The organism is Rothia sp. SD9660Na, assembly GCF_030064065.1.
GTDB lineage: Bacteria > Actinomycetota > Actinomycetes > Actinomycetales > Micrococcaceae > Rothia.
In genome coordinates this window covers 1244626-1264591 of record NZ_CP125946.1, presented here as the reverse complement: position 1 = coordinate 1264591, position 19966 = coordinate 1244626, and the positions used below count along the sequence as shown (strand labels likewise).

The window sequence follows — 19966 nt, the reverse complement described above, 5'->3', positions numbered from 1 at the left end:
TCTACCTGTTATTCCCAGCACAGCACCGCGAGCGGTGCTGTGCTTTTTCTTTGACTCGCGTAGAGTTTTCTGCTGTGGAATGGATACAAGCAATCATCCTGGGTCTCGTCCAGGGTCTAACTGAGTTTTTGCCGATTTCGTCATCGGGCCATATTCGTATCGTGGGTCAGTTCTTACCGAACGGTGAGGATCCCGGTGCGGCTTTTACCGCTATCACCCAGCTGGGTACTGAAGCGGCTGTTTTGGTCTTCTTCTGGAAGGACATCGTTCGCATCATCAAGAACTGGTTCGGTTCTTTGGTGGGCAAGGTTGATAAGAAGAATCCGGACGCCCGCATGGGCTGGTTCATCATCATCGGCTCCCTGCCGATTGGTATTCTGGGCATCCTGCTGGAGGACTACATCGATTCAACCTTCCGTAGCCTTTGGATTACCGCAACCATGCTGATTGTGTTCGCAATCTTCCTGGGTATCGCAGACCGTATCGGTCGCGAACAGCGAGAGCTGAAAGACCTCACTATCAAGCACGGTATTCTGTACGGTTTTGCGCAGGCGCTGGCCCTGGTGCCCGGTGTTTCACGCTCCGGCGGCACCATCATGGCTGGTCTGCTCATGGGCTACACCCGTGAGGCTGCCGCCCGTTACTCCTTCCTGCTGGCAATCCCCGCGGTTTTCGCATCGGGTCTCTACAAGCTGGCAGGCAGCATCTCTGAGGGCTTCACCGGCTACTACGGTTTCGGCTCCACCATGGTCGCAACCCTGGTTGCTTTCGTGGTTGGCTACCTGATTATTGGCTGGTTCCTCAAGTACGTTTCCAACAAGAGCTACAGCATCTTCGTCTGGTACCGTATCGCCCTGGGTCTTGCCCTGTACATCCTGCTGGGCACCGGCGTCCTCGCCGCGTAGACCTGTCTCACTTTTTACCCGCCCGGAAATACCTTTCCGGGCGGGTATTGTTTTAGGAAGAGAAAAAGCGCCGCCCGAGGCTATTTTGGGGTAGGCGCACATCAACTATCGTGAGGTTTTCATGCGAGCTTGGAACCAGCCCACCATTCCGTCACTCCCGGGGCAGGCGCCCCTTCCCACCGTCTTTGATACTGCGGCCGGAGGTAGGCAGACCCTCGAGCGTGAGAGCCGCGCAGGGCTGTACGTCTGCGGTATTACCCCCTACGACGCGACCCACATGGGGCACGCCTCTACCTATGTTGCTTTTGACGTGCTGAACCGGGCCTGGCGTGATGCCGGAGTAGAGGTAACCTTCGTACAGAACGTCACCGACGTTGATGATCCCCTACTTGAACGCGCCGAAGCAACCGGCGTTGACTGGCGGCAGCTTGCTGAGGAACAGACCGAGCTGTTCCGCACCGATATGGTGGAGCTGAATGTCATTGCCCCTGACCACTACGTGAGCGTTGTCGACTCGGTGCCTTCTGTGGCGGCTGCCGTGCAGAAACTACTGCACGAGGGTGTGGCCTACCGCGTGCCCGGTTTCACCGATGAGCAGGGTCTTACCCATCCCGACGGTGATATCTACTTCGATATTGAGGCCGCTCAGAAACTGGGTGAAGGTCGCGAAGGCGGCTGGTCGCTGGGTCAGGTGGCCCACTACAGCCTGGAAGAGATGCTGACCATTTTTGGTGAACGTGGCGGCGACCCTGATCGCCCCGGTAAGCGTAACGCCCTTGACCCCCTGCTGTGGCGCGTTGAGCGGGCGGGGGAGCCTGCCTGGGACGCAGGGGAGCTAGGACGCGGCCGCCCCGGTTGGCATATCGAGTGCAGCGTGATTTCGAGTGAGTTCCTGGGCGCACCCTTCTCTGTTCAGGGCGGTGGCTCTGACCTGATTTTCCCGCACCACGATTTGGGTTCGAGCCATTCCTTTGCCCTGAACGGTGAGCCTATGGCCCGCCACTACATGCACACTGGCATGGTGGGCCTTGACGGGGAGAAGATGAGTAAGTCCCTGGGTAACCTGGTGTTGGTGTCGAAGCTGCGGGCTGCCGGTGTAGAACCTGCCGCTATCCGCCTGGCGATTATGGATAACCACTACCGCACCGACTGGTTCTGGCAGGAAGATTTGCTGACTAAGGCCCAGGGGCGTCTGGAAATCTACCGTTCGGCTGTGGCAGCTGCCGAGGGGCAGGCCGATGAGCTCGCGCTGGCTCTGCTTGAGACCGTCCGCCAGCAACTGGCTGACGACCTCAACACCCCCGCCGCCCTGGTTGCCCTTGACCAATGGGCTCTCTCTACCCTTGAGAACGGTGGTGCCGGCGGTCAGCTGGTAGCCGACCTGCTCATGGCCCGCCTTGGCGTTGAGCTGGTGCCTGCTGCCTAGTTGTCGTCCTGGTCCTTGAGGAACTTCTCGAACTGGGCCGCAATATCTATTTGGCTGAGGTCAGCGATATCGTCGTTGGTCTCAGCTATTGATTCTAGGGTTCGTACGTAGCTGGCCAGCTCGGGCTCGTCCTCGATCAGGGCGGCGGCCTGGTGGTTCCAACTGGCGATGTCATCTGCGCTGCGCTCTAGGGGCATGGGGAAGCCCAGAATCGCTTCGAGGGCAGAGAGCAGGGTGAAGGTCGCCTTGGGGTGGGGCGGCTCAGGCAGGTAGTGGGGAACCGACACCCAGAGGGAGAGGGAGGGTACGTGAGCCTGACCGGCCTCGAACGCCAGCACACCGAGCAGACCGGTTGGGCCCTGGTAGGCATTGGCTTCTACGCCCTCTAAGGCGAGGACGCTGCTGGTATAGCTGGTAACGCTCAGCGGCAGGGAGCGGGTATGGGGGACCGCATCGAGTAGGGCCCCGCAGAACACCACCAGGTCAACCTGTTCCCGCTGCACCAGGTCTTTAAAACGCTCGATGTAGGTCTGCCAGTTCATGGAGGGCTCGGGGCCAGAGAGGGTGAGTAGGCGGACGCCGGCGGTGGTGTGTGCCTCGGTAAAGACGGTATCGGGCCAGGTAATGCGCTGGGTACCGTCCTCGTCGATGCTCAGAAGAGGTCGGGTTTCGGTGTAGTTGTAGCAGCCGCTCACGTCAAAGCCTGGTGCCGGTGTGGCGGGGTAGTGCTCCCATAGCGCATGGAAGGCGTCGATGACGGCGTCGCCGGCATCATTCCACCCTGTGAAACCGACCAGGAGCACGGTGGGGGTGTGAGCCGGTAGGGTGGAGGTGCTTGCAAAATGGTTCAGAGCGTTGAGGGGGAGGGGCTGATTAATCACCCCCATATCCTACCCCTGATAGGCCGTAACCTCTACAGGCAATAGACTAGAGAGTTCCGGGGCGGCAGCTCCGGTGATGCAGCGCTCAGGAGGTAAAGGTATGACGTCCCATCCGGGTCTTCGGGTTGGTTCTTTCGCGGGGGCGCCAATATATCTACGGCGCTCATGGTTCCCCCTCATGGCTTTGGTCGTGATGGGTTACGGTATGAACCTGGCGTCTTTGCGGTCTTTAACGGAAGCGCAGGGCTATCTTGCTGCTGGTGTGGTTGCCAGTACTCTGGCGCTGGGAGTCTTCGCCCACGAACTGGCACACGCTGCGGTCGGCCGGGCCCGGGGGGTGCGGATCTCATCCATTTCCTTGAACATGTGGGGTGGGCAGACCAAGATGCAGACCGCTTCGGCAGCTACCTCGCTGCTGGTGTCGGTGGCTGGCCCGCTGGTTAACTTTGCGGTAGCGGCCCTGTGCCAGCTGATATGGCTGATGACGGGTTCCGCTGACTTCTTTGGCTTCGCCTTAGCCGCCCAGGTCAACCTAGCTATCGGCATTTTTAACCTGATACCGGCCTTCCCCCTCGACGGCGGCTATGCCCTTGAAGCCCTGGTCTTTATTCTGGTAGGCCGCCGGTCGGTGGCAACCCGGGTGACTGCCTATACGGGGCTTCTGCTCCTTGCCCTCTTAGCTAGCGCCCTGCTCTTCACCGGCCTGTGGCGGTCCCCCTGGGTGCTACTGGTAGCCGCTGCCCTGGCCTTTTATCTGTGGAGCGGTACCAACCACTCCCTCAAACAACTCGCGCAGGATTCTGACCCTCGCCACCCCCTACGGGCGTCCGCCCTGATGGTCCCCGCCCAGCTCGCTGACCCGCGCAGCAGCGTCGGTGGCGCCCGTCAGCGCTGGGACGGCGTATCCCACTTGCTCCTGGTAGATCAGCAGGGGGCGTCCGTGCGTCCTTTGGCCTTTGTTGAACCTACAACGCTCGCTGCCTCGCTGGACTCCCTTGACCAGCAGCCCCTGGCCGCTATCGCCCAGCCCCTTGCAGCGCGCACTCTGAGTGTCCAGACCAGTTACATCGACACCTTCGATGAGTACAGCGGCTTTGCCCACTACCGTCTGCCCGAAGAGCAGAGGGGGCAGAATCTCACCTGGGTGGTGATGGACGCCGCCACCCCCGTAGGGCTGGTAAACTCCCAGGCCATGACTCAGGCGGTGCTCGCCACCGTGGGCGCTAGCACGTCTTCATCTAAATGACCCCACCGCGCTTTTCTGAGACAATAGAAGAAACTAGACCAAAAACGAAAGAGAAATCTGACCTTATGAGTACCCCTACCGGTAGCGTCAACCGCCGTGGCCCTTTCCGCCCGGGAGAGCGCGTCCAGCTAACCGACGAACGCGGACGCATGACTACCATTACCCTGGCTGAGGGCGGGGAGTACCACTCCCACCGCGGTTTCTTTAGGCACAGTGAGCTGATCGGTAACGTTGAGGGCGCCGTCATTGAGAACTCTGAGGGGTTCAAGTTCCAGGCCCTGCGCCCGCTGTACAAGGATTTTGTGCTGTCTATGCCCCGTGGCGCTGCGGTGGTTTACCCCAAGGACGCCGGTCAGATTGTGGCGATGGCCGATATCTTCCCCGGTGCCCGCGTGATTGAGGCCGGTGTCGGTTCCGGCGCCCTGTCGATTGCCCTGCTACGCGCTGTAGGCGACGGTGGCCACCTGCGTTCTTTTGAGCGCCGTGAGGAGTTTGCCGACATTGCCCGGGGCAATATCGAAACTTTCTTTGGTGGAGAACATCCCGCCTGGTCCTTGACTCTGGGCGATCTGGCTGAGGCCCTGGGAGAGGTTGAGGAGCCCGGTTCTGTAGATCGAGCTGTTCTCGACATGCTGGCCCCCTGGGAGTGCCTGGATGCCGTAGCCACCGCCCTGGCGCCCGGCGGCGTCATCATCTGCTACGTTGCAACCGTCACCCAGCTCTCCCGCGTGGCTGAGGCCCTGCGCGCCGATGGCCGCTTCACCGAGCCCGAATCCCACGAAACCATGGTGCGAGGCTGGCACGTAGAGGGCCTGGCCGTGCGCCCCGACCACCGCATGGTAGCCCACACCGGCTTCCTTATTACCGCCCGCCGTCTAGCTGACGGGGCAGAGCGTCTTGCCCCCAAGCGCCGCGCCTCAAAGACCGATTTCTCAGAAGAGGATATGAACGCCTGGACTCCCGCAGCCCTGGGTGAGCGTAACGTCTCTGACCGTAAGCTCCGCCGGGCAGGCCGAGATGCCCTGAACCTGGCTGAAAAGGCCGCCTCTGCCGCCCAGAAGGCTGAGGCAGCGCAGGCCGACCAGGATTCCGAAAACTAAAACCCCATGACGGCCCCGCCACCCGACGTTTGGGGTGGCGGGGTTCTGACTCACCGGTGAGTGGTCACCAGAAAGAAGTGCCCCAGCATGAGTGAACGTTTAACCGTTTCGTCGGTAGATTACGAGCGTATTCTGCGGCAGCTCAATATCGCTAACGATAATCGCCGCAATCTTGATCGGCAGTTGCGGGCGGCTGGCGAGCGCAACCAGAAGCTGGTGACGGCTCTGACCAAGACGAAGAACGAGATTGAGCATCTGCGCATGGCGCTGGCTCAGGAGGTGGTTCCGCCGCTGAACTCTGCCCTGGTGCTGGGGGTACACGGGGCGATGATGACCTACCAGGATCTTGCCGAGGGTAAGACTCCGGCTGAGATTGAGGAGCATCTTGATGTTCTCTTGGGCGGCCGTCTGGTGCGTATCACCTGCTCACCCCTGCTGCCGATTGCGCAGGTGAAGCCGGGTATGACCGTCCTGCTCAACGAGCAGACCCAGGCCGTGGTATCGCTGGGGTTCGAAGGCTACGGTGATGTGGTGACGGTGCGGGAGGTGCTCGATCACGATCACCTGGTGGTTGACCTGCCCAACCAGTCTAAGGCTGTGGCCCGTATTTCGGGTGCCCTGGACCCGGACGAGCTGCGGGTGGGGGATACCGTTACCTACGATTCGCGTATTCAGATGGTGACCTCCCTGGTTCCCCATACCGATGCCCAGGAGTTGGTGCTGGAAGAGGTGCCCGATGTTACCTATGACAATATCGGTGGTCTGGGTGACCAGATTGACCTGATTAGGGACGCCGTTGAGCTGCCTTTCTTGCACCCCGATATTTACCGCCAGTACCGCCTGACCCCGCCCAAGGGTATCTTGCTGTATGGCCCTCCCGGCAACGGTAAGACCCTGATTGCTAAGGCTGTGGCTAACTCTCTGGCTGCGCGGGCTGCGGAGCGCTCTGAGAATGGTAAAAAGACCGGCTACTTCTTGAACATCAAGGGCCCGGAGTTGCTGGATAAGTATGTGGGTGAGACCGAGCGTCAGATTCGCGATATCTTCTCTGCTGCCCGCGACAAGGCACGAGCGGGCCACCCCGTGGTGGTTTTCTTTGACGAGATGGAGTCGCTCTTCCGCACCCGCGGTTCGGGTCGGTCTTCGGATGTAGAAACCACCATCGTGCCCCAGCTTCTGGCTGAAATTGACGGGGTTGAGAGTCTGGATAACGTCATTGTGATTGGTGCGACCAACCGCGAAGACATGATTGACCCGGCTGTGTTGCGCCCGGGGCGTTTGGACGTGAAAATTCGTATTAACCGCCCCAACCGGGCTGGCGCTGCCGAAATTTTCGGGCTGTACCTCACCGAGGATTTGCCCATCAGTCAGGCTGAGGTGGCAAGAGCTGGGTCCCAGCAGCAGGCGGTTGCCAGCATGATTGAGACGGTCATTGACCACCTCTTCTCCGCTGAGCCGGCGAACCGCTATATCAGCGTTGACCTAGAGAACGGCGTGAGCCGCTGGCTCTTCAGGGGCGATTTCCTCTCGGGCGCCGTAATCCGCAATATCGTCGATCAGGCGAAGAAGCTGGCGATTAAGTCCTACCTGTCTACCGGGGCTGAGGGCATCAGCACCGAGCACCTGCTTGAGGCCGTGCGCGCAGAATTTGAAGACCAGGTCGAAGTGCCCCAGGCCAGCGAAATTGAGGACGTCCTCTCCACCCTCAACATTCGTCTGCGCGTTCTCAACGCAGCCCCGGCTCGTGCCGTCGATACCGGAGCGGGGGTCTAGCGATGACTGTTCGCCGTATTATGGGGGCCGAGACCGAGTACGGGGTGCACGCCCCGGCAAAGCCCCACGCCAACCCCACGGTACTCTCTGCCTTTGTGGTTAACACCTACGACACCCTTTTCAAGCAGGAGCTCTCAGCTGCCCTTGAGACCCGCTGGGAGTACGGTTCAGAAGCACCGCTAGCCGATGCCCGCGGTTTTGACATGCCGCGCGAGCAGGCCCACCCCACCCAGCTAACCGATACCGCCCACGTGCTTACCAGCGAAGACATCGCAGCAGAAGCCCTGAGCGAGGCCGGGCATTTTGCTGAGCGTATCGACTGGGACGCGGTCACCATGAACTCGATTCTGCCCAACGGGGCCCGTTTCTACGTGGATCATGCCCACCCCGAGTACTCCTCGCCCGAGGTGACTAACCCGCGCGACGCCGTCCTCTGGGATGCGGCAGGCGACCACATCGCCGCACAAACCGTAGCCACCATTGAAAAGGTGACCGCTAGCCAGAGCTCGGCTATGCCCGCGGTCAACCTCTACAAGAACAATACGGACGGTAAGGGCCAGTCTTACGGTTCCCACGAGAACTATCTGGTGCCCCGCACCGTCGATTTTGAGTACCTGGCAGCTAGCCTGCTGCCCTTCTTCGCGACCCGCCAGGTCATGGTGGGGGCAGGACGGCTGGGCTTGGGCACTTCCGGGGAGCAGGCAGGTTTTCAGATATCCCAGCGCGCTGACTTCTTTGAGCGCACCGTCGGGCTGGAAACCACCGTCCGCCGCCCGCTGATTAACACCCGCGACGAGCCCCACGCCGACAGCAACCGCTACCGCCGCCTGCACGTGATCACCGGCGACGCTAACTTATCGCACACCTCCAACCTGCTCAAGTTCGGCACCATGTCCCTGGTGCTGAACCTCATCGAGGCCAAGACCGCTCCCACCATCAAACTGGCTGATCCTGTTGCTGCCATGCACACGGTCAGCCACGACCTGACCCTGAGCGCCCAGCTGCCTCTCGCGGACGGGGGCAGCATGAGCGCCCTGCAGATTCAGCGGGCCTACCTCGAGGCTGCCATTGCGCTAGAGACCAATCCCGATGAGGCAACCGCTGAGATTCTGCAGCTCTGGGGCGAGGTGCTAGAGGCCCTGGCAGATAACCCCCTGTCCCTGGCCGACCGCCTGGACTGGGCTGCCAAGTACGCCCTACTGAAGGGCTACGTTGACCGGGGCCTGAGCTGGGATAACCCCAAGCTGGCCGCCATCGACCTGCAGTATTCGGACGTCCGCCCCGGCAAGGGCCTCTACCACAAGCTGGTAGCCCTGGGTCGCATGAAGACCCTCTTCAGCCCCGAAGACATCGCCCGGGCAGCAGCCGAACCACCGCGCGATACCCGCGCCTACTTACGGGGTAAGCTCATCACCACCTGGCCCGATGAGGTCGTGGGAGCCAACTGGGACACCCTCTCGGTACGCAACCCGCTTTCCATCGACCTGCATCGCCTGACCATGGATAACCCCGAGCACTTTACCGCCGAAATCGTTGAACCCCACCTGGGGCTAGAGCACGCAGACCAGCTTTTTGCCCTACTGTCCGGCCAGTAGCACAGCTAGCCCTCATACCCCCACAGAAAGAGAGACATCATGGACCGCATCCAGCGCCAGAACACCACTTCAACCACCTCCCAGCAGGTAGAAGAGGTAGCCATCGCCCAGCAGAACACCGAGGTGAACGAGCAGGCAGTATCAGACATCGATGACCTGCTGGCAGAAATTGACGGCGTGCTCGAAGAAAACGCCGAAGACTTCGTCAAGGGCTTCGTCCAAAAGGGCGGCCAGTAGGCCCAGCCCCCACCAGCAGCCAGCATTCGCTCTAACGCCTAAGGAAGACCCGTGGAACGCAGAATATTCGGCATCGAAACCGAGTTCGGCATCAGATACATCCCGAAAGGGCTTGGCCCCCTGGCCCCAGAAGAAGCCGCCCGCAAGCTCTTCAAGCCGGTGGTAGACACCTGGCGTTCCTCCAACGTCTTCCTGCCCAACGGCGGGCGACTCTACCTCGATGTGGGGTCCCACCCCGAATACGCCACGGCCGAGACCGCCTCGGTCCGCGATGCCCTGATTCAGGACAAGGCGGGGGAGTACCTGCTCAATGACCTGGTCAACCAGGCAGAAGATTCCCTCGAAACAGAGGGCTATCAGGGGCAGATCTTCCTCTTCAAAAACAATGTTGACTCGGCGGGCAACTCTTTCGGATCCCACGAGAACTACATGCTAGAGCGCAAGGTGGAGTTCTCCCGCCTGGTCCGCTCCCTCATTCCTTTCCTGATTACCCGCCAAATTGTGGTGGGGGCGGGTAAGGTACACCCGGCAGGCCCCCCGCAGTGGGGCGGACGTCCGCTCGGGGCAGAGGGGCAGCCCAGCTTCTCCTTCTCCCAGCGCGCCGACTACATCTGGGAAGGGTCTTCCACCGCCACCACCCGGGCCCGCCCCATCATCAACACCCGCGATGAGCCCCACGCCGATGCCTCCCTCTATCGTCGCATGCATGTGATCAACGGGGATTCCAACATGTCTCAGGCCACCACCTTGCTTAAGCTCGGTGCCACAGATCTGGTTCTGCGCATGCTTGAGGACTACTACCCCCTTGAGAACTTCGAAATCAAAGACACAGCCACCGCCCTGCGCGTCATCTCCCACGACCTGACCGGCACAGCCACCTTCCCCCTGGCGGACGGCCGCCGTGAAGCCAATGCCCTTACCCTGCAACGCCACTACCACAGTGCCGCCTGCCGGTACGTGGAAGAAAAGGGGGCCCACCATAAGGACGTACCCTACATTCTGGATCTCTGGGGCCGGGTCCTGGACGCGGTGGAAAGCGGCGATACCTCCCGTATCGATACCGAAATCGACTGGGCCATCAAAAAGAAGCTGCTTGATACCTACATCGCCCGCGGGGCCAGCGGCTACGACGACCCCAAAATCCAGCAGCTTGATTTGGCTTACCACGATATCGACCCTACCCGCGGTGTCTTTGGCCTGCTGACTCGCAAGGGCCTGGTCAAGAACCTGGTCAGCCACGATGAGATTGCCCACGCCACCGTACATCCGCCTGCCACCCGGGCGGCCTTACGCGGTCGCTTCATCAGTGCCGCCCGTAAGGCAGGGGAGCCCTTTACTGTGGATTGGGTCCACCTCAAGCTCAACAACCAGCCCCACCTGACCGTCATGTGCAAGGACCCCTTCGCCACCGAAAGTACCGCCATGGACGACCTGCTGGCAACCCTCAACCTCGGGCCGGGCGATACCTGGTCCCCGCCCTTTATTTAGGCTATAGGGCGAATTACCAGACCCCACCCAGCTCTATCCGCTAGTATGTACGCGGTGAAGAAAAGCGTTCTGCTGAAGAGCGCAACCTCAAGGAAAGTGAAACCAGTGAAGAAAAAGTCAGCCCTTTTCGCATCCAGCGGCGCCGTGCTCGCCCTCGTCCTGTCTGCCTGCGGCGGCTCCGGTAGCGGCAGCAGCCTCTCAGATGTCGACTACTCCATGAACGGGGCAACCGCAGAACCCTCGGTTTCCTTCGCAACCCCCTTCGCAGCCAACGGCACCGAAGCCTACAAGATTGAGGACGGCAACGGCGCCACCATCGAAGACGGCGACAGCCTGCTCGTTGACGCTACCGTCTTCAACGGGGCCGATGGCACCTCCCTGGGCACCACCTACACCGACGCACCCATGATTATCCCCGTGGGCGAAGATCTGAAGAACGCTGCCCCCGAGCTCTACGACATTCTGATCGGCTCAAAGGTCGGTATGTCCTTCTCTTACTCCACCAATATCGATACCGCCTCCACCTCAACCGCTGAGGCAACCCCCACCGTTTCAGCAGGCACCGCCACCAACGTTGAGGTCTACACCGTCTCCGGTAAGCTGCTCAAGAGCGCTGAAGGCACCGAGAACGAGAAGAAGTCATCCGCCCTGGAAAGCTTCTCCCTGGCCGATGACGGCACCGCCACCCTGACCCTGTCAGCAGACCGCGGCGATGCCCCCACCGAGCTTTACACCGAAGACCTCATCACTGGCACCGGTGCAACTGTGAGTGAATCCGATACCCTCTACGTCAACTATGTTGGCGTGACCTGGTCAGATGGCGCCCAGTTCGACGGCAACTTCGGCGCTACCCCCACCGCCCTCTCCCTGAACGGCGTCATTGAGGGCTGGAAGCAGGGCCTGGCCGGTAAGACCGTCGGTTCCCGCGTCCTGCTGGTCATCCCCAGCGAGCTGGCCTACGGTGAGGACGCCGCCACCAGCGGTGCCCCCGAAGGCGCCCTGGTCTTCGTGGTAGACATCCTGGGCTCCTCACCCACCCGCACCGCTGCAGCATCAGCTAGCGCCTCAGCCAGCGAATAAGGCCTCTGTTATCACTCGATTAGAAAAGGTAAAACCTCATGTCATTTGGTCAGCGTAATCTCGACCGTAGCAAGCCCGAAATCGACTTCCCCGAAGGTGGCACCCCCGAAGAGCTCATTATCATCGATGAGATTGAGGGTGCTGGTGAGGTCGTTGAGGCTGGCGATACCGTGTCAGCCCACTACGTGGGTGTAGCTTTCTCCACCGGTGAAGAGTTTGACTCTTCCTGGGGTCGCGGTGAGCCCCTGCGTTTCCAGGTCGGTGTCGGTATGGTGATCCGCGGCTGGGACGAGGGCCTGCTAGGTATGAAGGTGGGCGGCCGCCGTCGTCTGGAGATTCCCAGCGAGATGGCTTACGGTTCCCGCGGTGCCGGTTCTGCTATTGGCCCTAACGAATCACTGATTTTCGTGGTTGACTTGGTAGACGTCATCAAGCGTTAATTCTCGCTGTGGGCCTGTTCCTGAGCGTGTTTGGCCCCCGGTTCGATAGAGCCGGGGGCTATCTTTATGTATGTGACTTCTAAAGCTGTTGAACGTGCTGCTGCCTTACTTGATGTGCTCTCGTCTGCCCCTTGGGGGCTGGACCGGGATGCTGTGCGCCAGCGGGTGCCGGGCTATGACCAGGCGGCGACCGATGCTGCGTTTGAGCGTATGTTTGAGCGCGATAAGCAGGTTTTGCGGGCCCTGGGCGTTGAGCTGGTAGCTGAGCGGGCTGATCGTTCTCGGCTGGGTTATGTGTATCGGCTTGAGGCTAGGTCGCAGGCGGTGGCTGATTTTTCTGCCTTGGACGTGGTGGTGCTGAGCCACTGTGCGCGAGCCTGGGAGGGTACCGAGGTGGAGCGGTTGGCTCGTGCTGCCCTGCTCAAGGTGGGGGCGAGTATGGGCCAGCGTCTGGGTGGTGAGCTGGGGGAGCCTGCCCGGTTTACCACGGTTCCCGGGGTTGCTGAGTGCCTGGCGGCGGTGGCTGAGGGTAAGGGTGTGAGTTTTCGCTATGCCGGTAGGGACGAGGTGCGCGCGGTTGCCTGCTGGGGCCTGGGTTTGCGTTTTGGTCACTGGTACTTGGTGGGCTGGGATCGGGCCCGTCAGGGGCGGCGTATTTTTAGGCTTGATCGGGCAGTGGGTTTGTCTGTTTTGGCTGTTGAGGGGCCGCAGCCCCCTGCCTCTTTTTCGATGGTGCGGGAGTTGGCCGCGCTTGAACCTGAGCAGGTTCCGCAGGTAGCTACCGTGCCCCTGCTGCCCGGGAAGGGGGTGGACGGGGTGCAGCTGGCTCCGTCCTACGGGGTGGTGGAGTCTGCCCTGCAGGCGATGAAGGGCGGACGCACCCACCGGCTTCCGGAGGGCACGTCGGCTCTTGGTGTGGTAGGGGACTACCAGCAAAAGGTCGCTGATGAAGAGGAAAGGCTTCGGCAGGTTTTGCGGGCTTGGCATGCCCCGGTAGCCGATATTGTTCTTCCTGAACGGACTAAGGCCTGGAAGCCCGTAGCTGCTCAGCGGGCCCGTGAAAGTGCTTCTGACCAGCTCATGAGGCTTCTGCTCATGGTGTCCCTGATTGAGAGTACCGGGGGCCTGCCCCTTGCTACCCTGGCAGATTTCTTTTCAACGACGGAGCAGAAGGCTCGTACCCAGCTGGAAGGCTTAGCCAGCAGTGTTGGGTTTGAGTCCTTGGATCTAGACATTGACTCGGCTGGGTTTGTGACCCTGCGGGGGCAGCAGGTGTTGACCCGCGGTGTGTCACTGACTGCAACCGAGGCCCTGGTGCTGAGCCTAGCTCTTGACCTATCGGCCAGCCTCGATACGGAGTCCTTTTACAGCCACCTGCGCCAGAAGGTATGGGCCTCGGTTGCTGGGGAGACTGCCCCCGGCCTTGCTCCCATGCCTGAGCGGGTGGGCGTCTACCGGGCTGACCTTGACCCAATGATTCAGCGGGCTCTCGACGACAAGATACCGCTCGAAATTACCTACCGTTCCCACCGCTCAGTGACCCACCGCGTGCTTGAACCACTGGCTCTCATCGTTGATAACGGGCCCCGCTACCTGCAAGCCTGGTGTCGCTTGAGCAGGCAGGTGCGGCACTTTAGGCTTGACCAGATCTTGAGTATGGCCCCGGTCGAGGGTGATAGCTTCACTCAGCAGGTGCTGACTGGCCTTGAGGCGGGGGAGGACGCGTCCGCCCCCGTTAGCCCTCGCAGCTGGCTCACCCAGCTGACCAGCGGCCAGGTAGCTGCCGAGACCATGATTCTGGCTGTGGCTAAAAGCCTGCCGGTAGCCCAGCGCGAAAAAACCCACAGTACCCTCTACCGCTACGCCCTTGAAACAGCCGAAGAAAACGGTGTGACCTTCTACAAAATACCTGTCGCCCACACCGCCTGGGCCCTTCACCTGCTCATTGACCTGGGCCCGACCGTCCGCCTGCTCACCCCTGCCTATCTGCGGCAAGACCTACTAGAGCTACTGGGTGACTAGGGGGCACAAACAACTGACCCGCACATTACACACCCACATCCCAGCAGAATCGGTGCAAGCCCACAGCAAAATATTCTCAAAACTAAAGCCGCTTGGGATATATAATTGTCACTATGCCTTGGTGGTTTTGGATAGTTTTGTGGACCGTGCTCGTAGTGAGCTCGCTCTGCCTGCTAGCCTGGCTGCTATACCGCGTCTTCCGCAAAGCCTTAGGGGCACTCGATGCCGCCCAAGACTGGGAGTCCAGCATTACAGATGCACTTGGGCAGGCTAGCCACGCCCAGCCCCTCAGAGAAGAACCTCAACCGGCTCTTTTCACCCCGGTAGGAACCGCCTACGCAGACTACATCCAGGGCAAAAACACTCGAACGCTCGACCGAGCCCGCCGCCGCTCACAGCGCCGCGACGAACTCGGACAGCCCCAACTCGTCGGAGACCTCAAACGTCTTCAAGAAAGGTGACGCTCGTGCTCGGTAACCTCGGACCCGTCCATCTCATCATCCTCCTTGTCATCATCATCCTGCTCTTTGGTGCCCCCAAGCTCCCCGGCATGGCCCGCAGCCTCGGCCAGTCCATGCGTATCTTCAAGTCAGAAGTTGACGGCCTGAAGAACGACTCCAAGAAGAACAACGAAGCAAACGGTGGTACCAACGGCTCAGTCGTTTCCGGTGAGGTTATCAACAACCCCACCACCGACCAGAACAAGGGCTCACAGAACTAAGTTCTCGCCCCTAGAGCGTTCGTGAGTTAACCGCCCGACCCGTGCCCTGGCCACCCAGGGCACGGGTTTATGGGCTCCCAGAGTTTCAGTAGAAGGCACCTATGGCTAAATCAACCAGCCGAAAGAATAACCCCCAGGCCACCATGGCCCTCGGCGAGCACTTTCGCGAATTCCGCAACCGCCTGATTAAAGCGGCTGTTGCTACCTTTATCTGCGCTATCGGCGGCTTCTTCCTCTACGAGCCCTTCATGGAGGCCATCAGCGCCCCGGTCTACGCCATCAACACCGAAGCTGGCCGCACCGCTGCCCTGAACTACTCCACCGCAACATCTCCCTTCGACCAGATGGTGCGTATCTCCCTCTACATCGGTCTGGTCATTGCAAGCCCCGTCTGGCTCTACCAGCTCTGGGCCTTCATCACCCCGGCCCTCTACCGTAAGGAAAAGCTCTACACCCTGGGCTTCACCTTCACCGCCATCCCCATGTTCCTCTTCGGAACCGGCCTGGCCTGGTGGGTGCTGCCCACCGCCGTCCGCACCCTGACCATGTTCAGCCCCGACGGTGCCACCAACCTCTTTACCGCCGACGTCTACGTCAGCTTTGTGGTCAAATTCCTGTTGGTCTTCGGCATCGCCTTTGTGTTGCCCGTCATTCTGGTAGGTCTTAACTTCATCGGCCTGATTAGGGGTAAAACTATTCTGAAATCTTGGCGCTGGGTTGTTGTTCTTGTTGCCCTACTCGCTGCTATGGCTGCACCAGGTAACGACATTATGTCCATGCTCTACCTCATGGTTCCCCTGATTTTCTTCTTCTTTGTCGCTATAGGTATCGCTATGCTCAACGACAAGCGCCGCGACCGTCGCAACGCCAAATTGGCAGAAGGCCTTACTGACGACGAGCTCAACCGAGCCACCAGCCTCGAAGAACTCGACCAGCTCGGTCGCTCCTAAACTTATCCGTCCCGGCAGGCCGTGCCGGGGCGGTTTTTTGTTCGCGCTGGAACGAAAGCTAACTGCGGGGTGCCCCTGGCCGAAATCTACCGCCTAAGATTAGACGTATGGCTAGCTACGCTGAACAGTACCTGCGCGCCAAAGAACGCGCCACCTTCTCAAAGACCGCCCTCTACCGCTTTGAGCAGACCCTGAGCTTTGACCTGGATGACTTCCAGCGCCGGGCCTGCACCTCGGTTGAGGAAGACAGGGGAGTGCTGGTCGCTGCCCCCACAGGGGCGGGCAAGACAATCGTGGGGGAGTTCGCTATCTATCTGGCCCTCTCCCAGGGCAAAAAGGCCTTCTACACTACGCCTATTAAGGCTCTGAGTAACCAGAAGTACAACGACCTGGTGGCAGCCTACGGTGAGGACGCCGTGGGGCTGCTGACCGGCGATACCTCCATTAACTCCGAAGCCCCCGTGGTCGTGATGACCACCGAGGTTCTCCGCAACATGCTCTATGCAGACTCCGCCACTCTGGCCAATCTGGGCTATGTGGTGATGGACGAGGTACATTACCTAGCTGACCGCTCCCGCGGGGCGGTGTGGGAAGAGTGCATTATTCACCTGCCTGAATCGATCTCTGTTATCGCCCTATCGGCCACTATCTCTAACGCCGAGGAGTTCGGTGCCTGGCTCGATACCGTGCGCGGGCAGACCGACATTATCGTTTCTGAACATCGCCCGGTTCCCCTCTGGCAGCACGTGATGGTGGGCCGCCACCTCATGGACCTTTTCGCAGGCGACACCACCGTAGAGGACGCCGCAGCCGCCACCGACCTGCCCGAGGTCAACCCGGAGCTGGTGCGGGTAGGACGCCGCCCCCGCCCTTCTCGGGGCCCGGGCGGTAAGTCCTTCTCCCGCCTGGGCAAGGGCAAACGCAGTCGTAACCAGGGCTATCAGTCCCAGGTCTATGATCGCGAGCGCCGCAGCGGCGTGGACGAGGCGAGCGCCCCCGTCCGCCCCCAGCGCATTAGCCGCCCAGAGATGATTCGCTCCCTCGATAAGGCGGGCCTGTTGCCCGGTATTTGTTTTATTTTCTCGCGGGTGGGCTGCGATGCTGCGGTGTCGCAGTGTATCGATGCCGATATTCGCCTAACAACCGAGGCTGAGGCCCAGGCTATTCGGGCCTATGTCGCTGAGGCTACCGCTAGCCTTGAGACCAGTGACCTGGCGGTGCTGGGTTTTTACGAGTGGCGTGAGGGCCTGATGCGGGGTGTAGCGGCCCACCATGCGGGCCTGCTGCCGGTCTTCAAGGAGGTTGTTGAGACCCTCTTCTCGGAGGGGCTCATTCGCATGGTCTTTGCGACCGAGACCCTGGCGCTGGGTATCAATATGCCGGCCCGGTCGGTGGTGCTAGAGAAGCTGACCAAATTCAACGGTGAGACCCACGTGGATATCACGCCGGGGGAGTACACCCAGTTGACCGGACGCGCGGGCCGCCGCGGTATCGACATTGAGGGGCACGCTGTGGTCATGTGGCGCCCCGGTCTAGAGCCCCAGCAGGTAGCGGGCCTAGCCTCGAAGCGTACTTACCCCCTCAACTCCTCTTTCAAGCCCACCTACAATATGAGCGCCAACCTGATTGCCCAGTTTGGCACTGAGCGCACCAAGAAGATTCTGGAAAGTTCCTTTGCCCAGTTCCAGGCCGATAAGTCGGTGGTGGGGGTAGCTTCTCGGGTGAGGAAGAACGAAAAGGCTCTAGCAGGTTTTGAAGAGGCGATGACTTGCCATCTGGGTGACTTTACCGAGTACGCACGTATCCGCCGAGATCTTTCTGACCTTGAGAAAAAGGCCGAGAAGGGCCGTAGTCGTTTGCGGCAGTCTCAGGCGGTGGCGTCCGTCCTTGATCTGCTGCCCGGCGATATTATCGAGATTCCCCGAGGCCGTAATGCGGGCCCCGCCGTGGTGCTGGCCAGGGCCGAGTCTCTGGACGACCCTCGGCCGTCCATTCTGACGATGGCGGCGCAGCTGCGCCGCCTTGACCCCCGCGACCTTGACGGGCCTGTTCTGCCGGTTTCAAAGATTAAGGTGTCAAAGAAGTTCACCGGTAGGACTCCCAAGGATCGCCGGGACATGGCCTCTCGTATGCGTGAGGCCCTCTATCAGGGGCTCCCTGCCCGCTCGGGATCTCAGAAGAAGTACTTTAACGAGCGCGAGCGCGGGGACGAACAGAAGATTGAAGAGCTGCGCCGGGCCCTGCGCAGCCACCCCTGCCACGGGTGCTCTGACCGCGAGAATCATGCCCGGTGGGCTGAGCGCTGGTACCGACTGTCGCGCGATACAGATGGTCTGCGACGTCAGATTGAGCGCCGCACTAACACTATCGCCCAGGTCTTTGAGCGCATCACCCAGCTACTGGCTAGCTACGGTTACGTTGAGACGGTGGAGGGGCGTCGTGTGCTCACCGCCCGAGGTGTCTCCTTGCGTCGGGTTTACGGTGAAAAGGACCTGCTGACCTCCCTCTGCCTCGAAGACGGTTTCTTGCAGGGCCTTGACCCAGCTTCTACTGCTGCGGTGGTTTCAGCCCTGGTCTATGAGGCTAAACGCGATGAGTTGGGTCTGCTGTCTCGCTACCCTGGTCACGGGGTTGAGGGGGCGCTGATGACCGTGCTGAAGCACTGGAGCAAGCTTAACGACGCCGAAAAACTCCACCGGCTACCGCAGACCGCCTCGCCTGATTTCGGCATGGTCTGGCCCGTCTATAAATGGGCGGGGGGCAAGAGCCTCGCCCAGGCTATCGATAGTACCGACCTGGCCGCTGGCGACTTCGTGCGCTGGACCAAGCAGGTCATCGACAGCCTTGATCAGATTGCCCACGTGGCTTCGTCTGACCCCCAGCTGCGCACCCAGTGCGAGGCCGCTATCAACCTGCTGCGCCGTGGCGTGGTAGCAACCCAGCTTTAGTCTGTTTTACTGTCAGTATTGTGAAAGGACGGCAATGATGCCCGCAACTGTCATGCTCGATGGCTCTGTCTACAGCCCCGCTGACCCCTTTGCTACCGCCCTGGTCATGAACGAGGGGCAGGTGGAGTGGGTGGGGCAGGACGCCGGTGCCCGCTCCATCGCGGATTCCTCCATGACCGTGCAGGAGCTGGGCGGACGCCTGGTCACCCCCAGCTTTGCTCTGGCGGCGGCTTCTACAACTGGGGCGGACGCTCCCGCCCTGCTCGATGAGTTAGCGGCAGCTGGCTACGGTTATGCCCGCCTGCTGCTCACTGATTTCGCGCAGGAGCTCCCGGCAGCTCACCCTGCGGTAGCTGCTGACTACTACCTTCCCGTAGGCAGCCTTGAGGGGAGCAGGGAGCTGTCTGCGGGCGTCCGCGGAATCTTTGTCTCATCCCCGGGAGAGCTCAACCCGCAGGTTCTGGCGTCCCTGGCTGAGCAGCGTCTGCAACTGATGCTGGTGGTCACCGATGAGTCTCAGGTAGGGGAGTACCTGGCAGTGCTGGAGCCTCTGGATAGCCTCACTCGTTTACATATCAGCCCCAGCCTAGAGGGTCTCACCGAGCTAGCCCAAAGCGACCTGGAACAAGCTAAAAACCTACAGGTCGCCCTCGGTTTCTCAGGCGACTTCGACCGCTCCGGTGAAGCCTTTGGCCGGGCCCTGGCTGCGGGGGCTGCAGTTACCCTAGGGTCAGACCCCGGTGCCCGGCCCTCACGGTTGGGCTGGGAGCTGGTGAATTCCGCCGTTAACCCCGCTCAGACAGAACAGGCCGTGTCGGCTCGCGCCGCTTTTTCCGCTTGCACCCGCGCTGTCTACCGGGCGGCGTCCGCCCCTAACCCCTTCACCGGCCAGCTCGTGCCCGGAGCCCCCGCCCACTGCGCCCTCTGGACCATCACCGAACTCATCGTGCAGACCCCCGACAGCCGCATCGCAGCCTGGAGCACCGACCCGCGCGCCCGAACCCCTCTGCTCCCTGTCCTGGCCCCCGATGTACCCCACCCCGACCTGGTCAGCCTGTACCGCAGCGGCCACAAAGTGGGCTAGGCGTCACCTCAGACCCAGGCCCGCGATACACGCTCGGGCACCTGCACCCTATATAATGAAAAACTGGTTT

General features: G+C 60.9%; 17 protein-coding genes. 16 read left to right on the top strand and 1 reads right to left on the bottom strand.

Annotated elements, in window-relative coordinates; translation table 11 throughout:
* Positions 1-74: 74 nt before the first annotated feature.
* Together QM007_RS06145 and mshC are read left to right on the top strand one after the other, a co-directional pair.
* Positions 75-905, top strand: a complete 831-nt coding sequence (locus QM007_RS06145) for an undecaprenyl-diphosphate phosphatase (RefSeq protein ID WP_283489158.1) — start codon at positions 75-77, stop codon at positions 903-905.
* Positions 906-1026: 121 nt separating this feature from the next.
* Entirely contained in the window at positions 1027-2331 is a 1305-nt protein-coding gene (gene mshC / locus QM007_RS06140; protein ID WP_283489157.1) for a cysteine--1-D-myo-inosityl 2-amino-2-deoxy-alpha-D-glucopyranoside ligase, read from the top strand.
* On the opposite strand, the gene QM007_RS06135 is transcribed toward mshC, so the two are convergent.
* Complete coding sequence (locus QM007_RS06135; RefSeq protein ID WP_283489156.1) at positions 2328-3218, bottom strand: PAC2 family protein; 891 nt, start codon at positions 3216-3218, stop codon at positions 2328-2330. The two genes, mshC and QM007_RS06135, sit on opposite strands and share 4 nt — an antisense overlap.
* A gap of 172 nt (positions 3219-3390) precedes the next feature.
* On the opposite strand from QM007_RS06135, the gene QM007_RS06130 reads away from it, so the two are divergent.
* The 14 genes from QM007_RS06130 to QM007_RS06065 all read left to right on the top strand — a co-directional run bounded on the left by QM007_RS06130 (position 3391) and on the right by QM007_RS06065 (position 19896).
* Positions 3391-4458, top strand: coding sequence for a site-2 protease family protein (locus QM007_RS06130; RefSeq protein ID WP_283489155.1), 1068 nt, complete (start codon positions 3391-3393; stop codon positions 4456-4458).
* Positions 4459-4523: 65 nt separating this feature from the next.
* Positions 4524-5558: a tRNA (adenine-N1)-methyltransferase gene (locus QM007_RS06125; RefSeq protein ID WP_283489154.1), complete on the top strand. Its 1035-nt coding sequence runs from the start codon at positions 4524-4526 to the stop codon at positions 5556-5558.
* 87 nt (positions 5559-5645) lie between these two features.
* Complete coding sequence (gene arc / locus QM007_RS06120) at positions 5646-7331, top strand: proteasome ATPase (protein ID WP_283489153.1); 1686 nt, start codon at positions 5646-5648, stop codon at positions 7329-7331.
* A gap of 2 nt (positions 7332-7333) precedes the next feature.
* A complete protein-coding gene (dop, locus tag QM007_RS06115) occupies positions 7334-8926 on the top strand; it encodes a depupylase/deamidase Dop (protein WP_283489152.1) in 1593 nt (530 codons plus the stop codon).
* A 39-nt stretch (positions 8927-8965) separates the two neighbouring features.
* Positions 8966-9163 carry a ubiquitin-like protein Pup gene (locus QM007_RS06110; protein ID WP_283489151.1) on the top strand — a complete coding sequence of 66 codons (198 nt, stop codon included), beginning with the start codon at positions 8966-8968 and terminating at the stop codon, positions 9161-9163.
* A 51-nt stretch (positions 9164-9214) separates the two neighbouring features.
* On the top strand, positions 9215-10651 hold the full coding sequence (gene pafA, locus QM007_RS06105) for a Pup--protein ligase (protein WP_283489150.1): 1437 nt from the start codon (positions 9215-9217) through the stop codon (positions 10649-10651).
* Between the two features lie 105 nt (positions 10652-10756).
* The gene (locus QM007_RS06100) at positions 10757-11731 is read left to right on the top strand and encodes an FKBP-type peptidyl-prolyl cis-trans isomerase (protein ID WP_283489149.1); all 975 of its coding nucleotides are present in this window, start codon (positions 10757-10759) and stop codon (positions 11729-11731) included.
* A 38-nt stretch (positions 11732-11769) separates the two neighbouring features.
* Complete coding sequence (locus tag QM007_RS06095; protein WP_237185669.1) at positions 11770-12171, top strand: FKBP-type peptidyl-prolyl cis-trans isomerase; 402 nt, start codon at positions 11770-11772, stop codon at positions 12169-12171.
* Positions 12172-12243: 72 nt separating this feature from the next.
* Positions 12244-14193, top strand: a complete 1950-nt coding sequence (locus QM007_RS06090) for a helix-turn-helix transcriptional regulator (RefSeq protein WP_283489148.1) — start codon at positions 12244-12246, stop codon at positions 14191-14193.
* A 146-nt stretch (positions 14194-14339) separates the two neighbouring features.
* On the top strand, positions 14340-14654 hold the full coding sequence (locus tag QM007_RS06085) for a hypothetical protein (protein ID WP_283489147.1): 315 nt from the start codon (positions 14340-14342) through the stop codon (positions 14652-14654).
* A gap of 5 nt (positions 14655-14659) precedes the next feature.
* Positions 14660-14914 (top strand): Sec-independent protein translocase subunit TatA, encoded by a 255-nt coding sequence (gene tatA, locus QM007_RS06080; protein ID WP_283489146.1) that lies wholly within the window; start codon positions 14660-14662, stop codon positions 14912-14914.
* A gap of 101 nt (positions 14915-15015) precedes the next feature.
* A complete protein-coding gene (gene tatC, locus QM007_RS06075; protein WP_283489145.1) occupies positions 15016-15864 on the top strand; it encodes a twin-arginine translocase subunit TatC in 849 nt (282 codons plus the stop codon).
* Positions 15865-15971: 107 nt separating this feature from the next.
* The gene (locus QM007_RS06070) at positions 15972-18812 is read left to right on the top strand and encodes a DEAD/DEAH box helicase (protein ID WP_283489144.1); all 2841 of its coding nucleotides are present in this window, start codon (positions 15972-15974) and stop codon (positions 18810-18812) included.
* A gap of 34 nt (positions 18813-18846) precedes the next feature.
* The gene (locus tag QM007_RS06065) at positions 18847-19896 is read left to right on the top strand and encodes a hypothetical protein (RefSeq protein WP_283489143.1); all 1050 of its coding nucleotides are present in this window, start codon (positions 18847-18849) and stop codon (positions 19894-19896) included.
* Positions 19897-19966 lie beyond the last annotated feature (70 nt).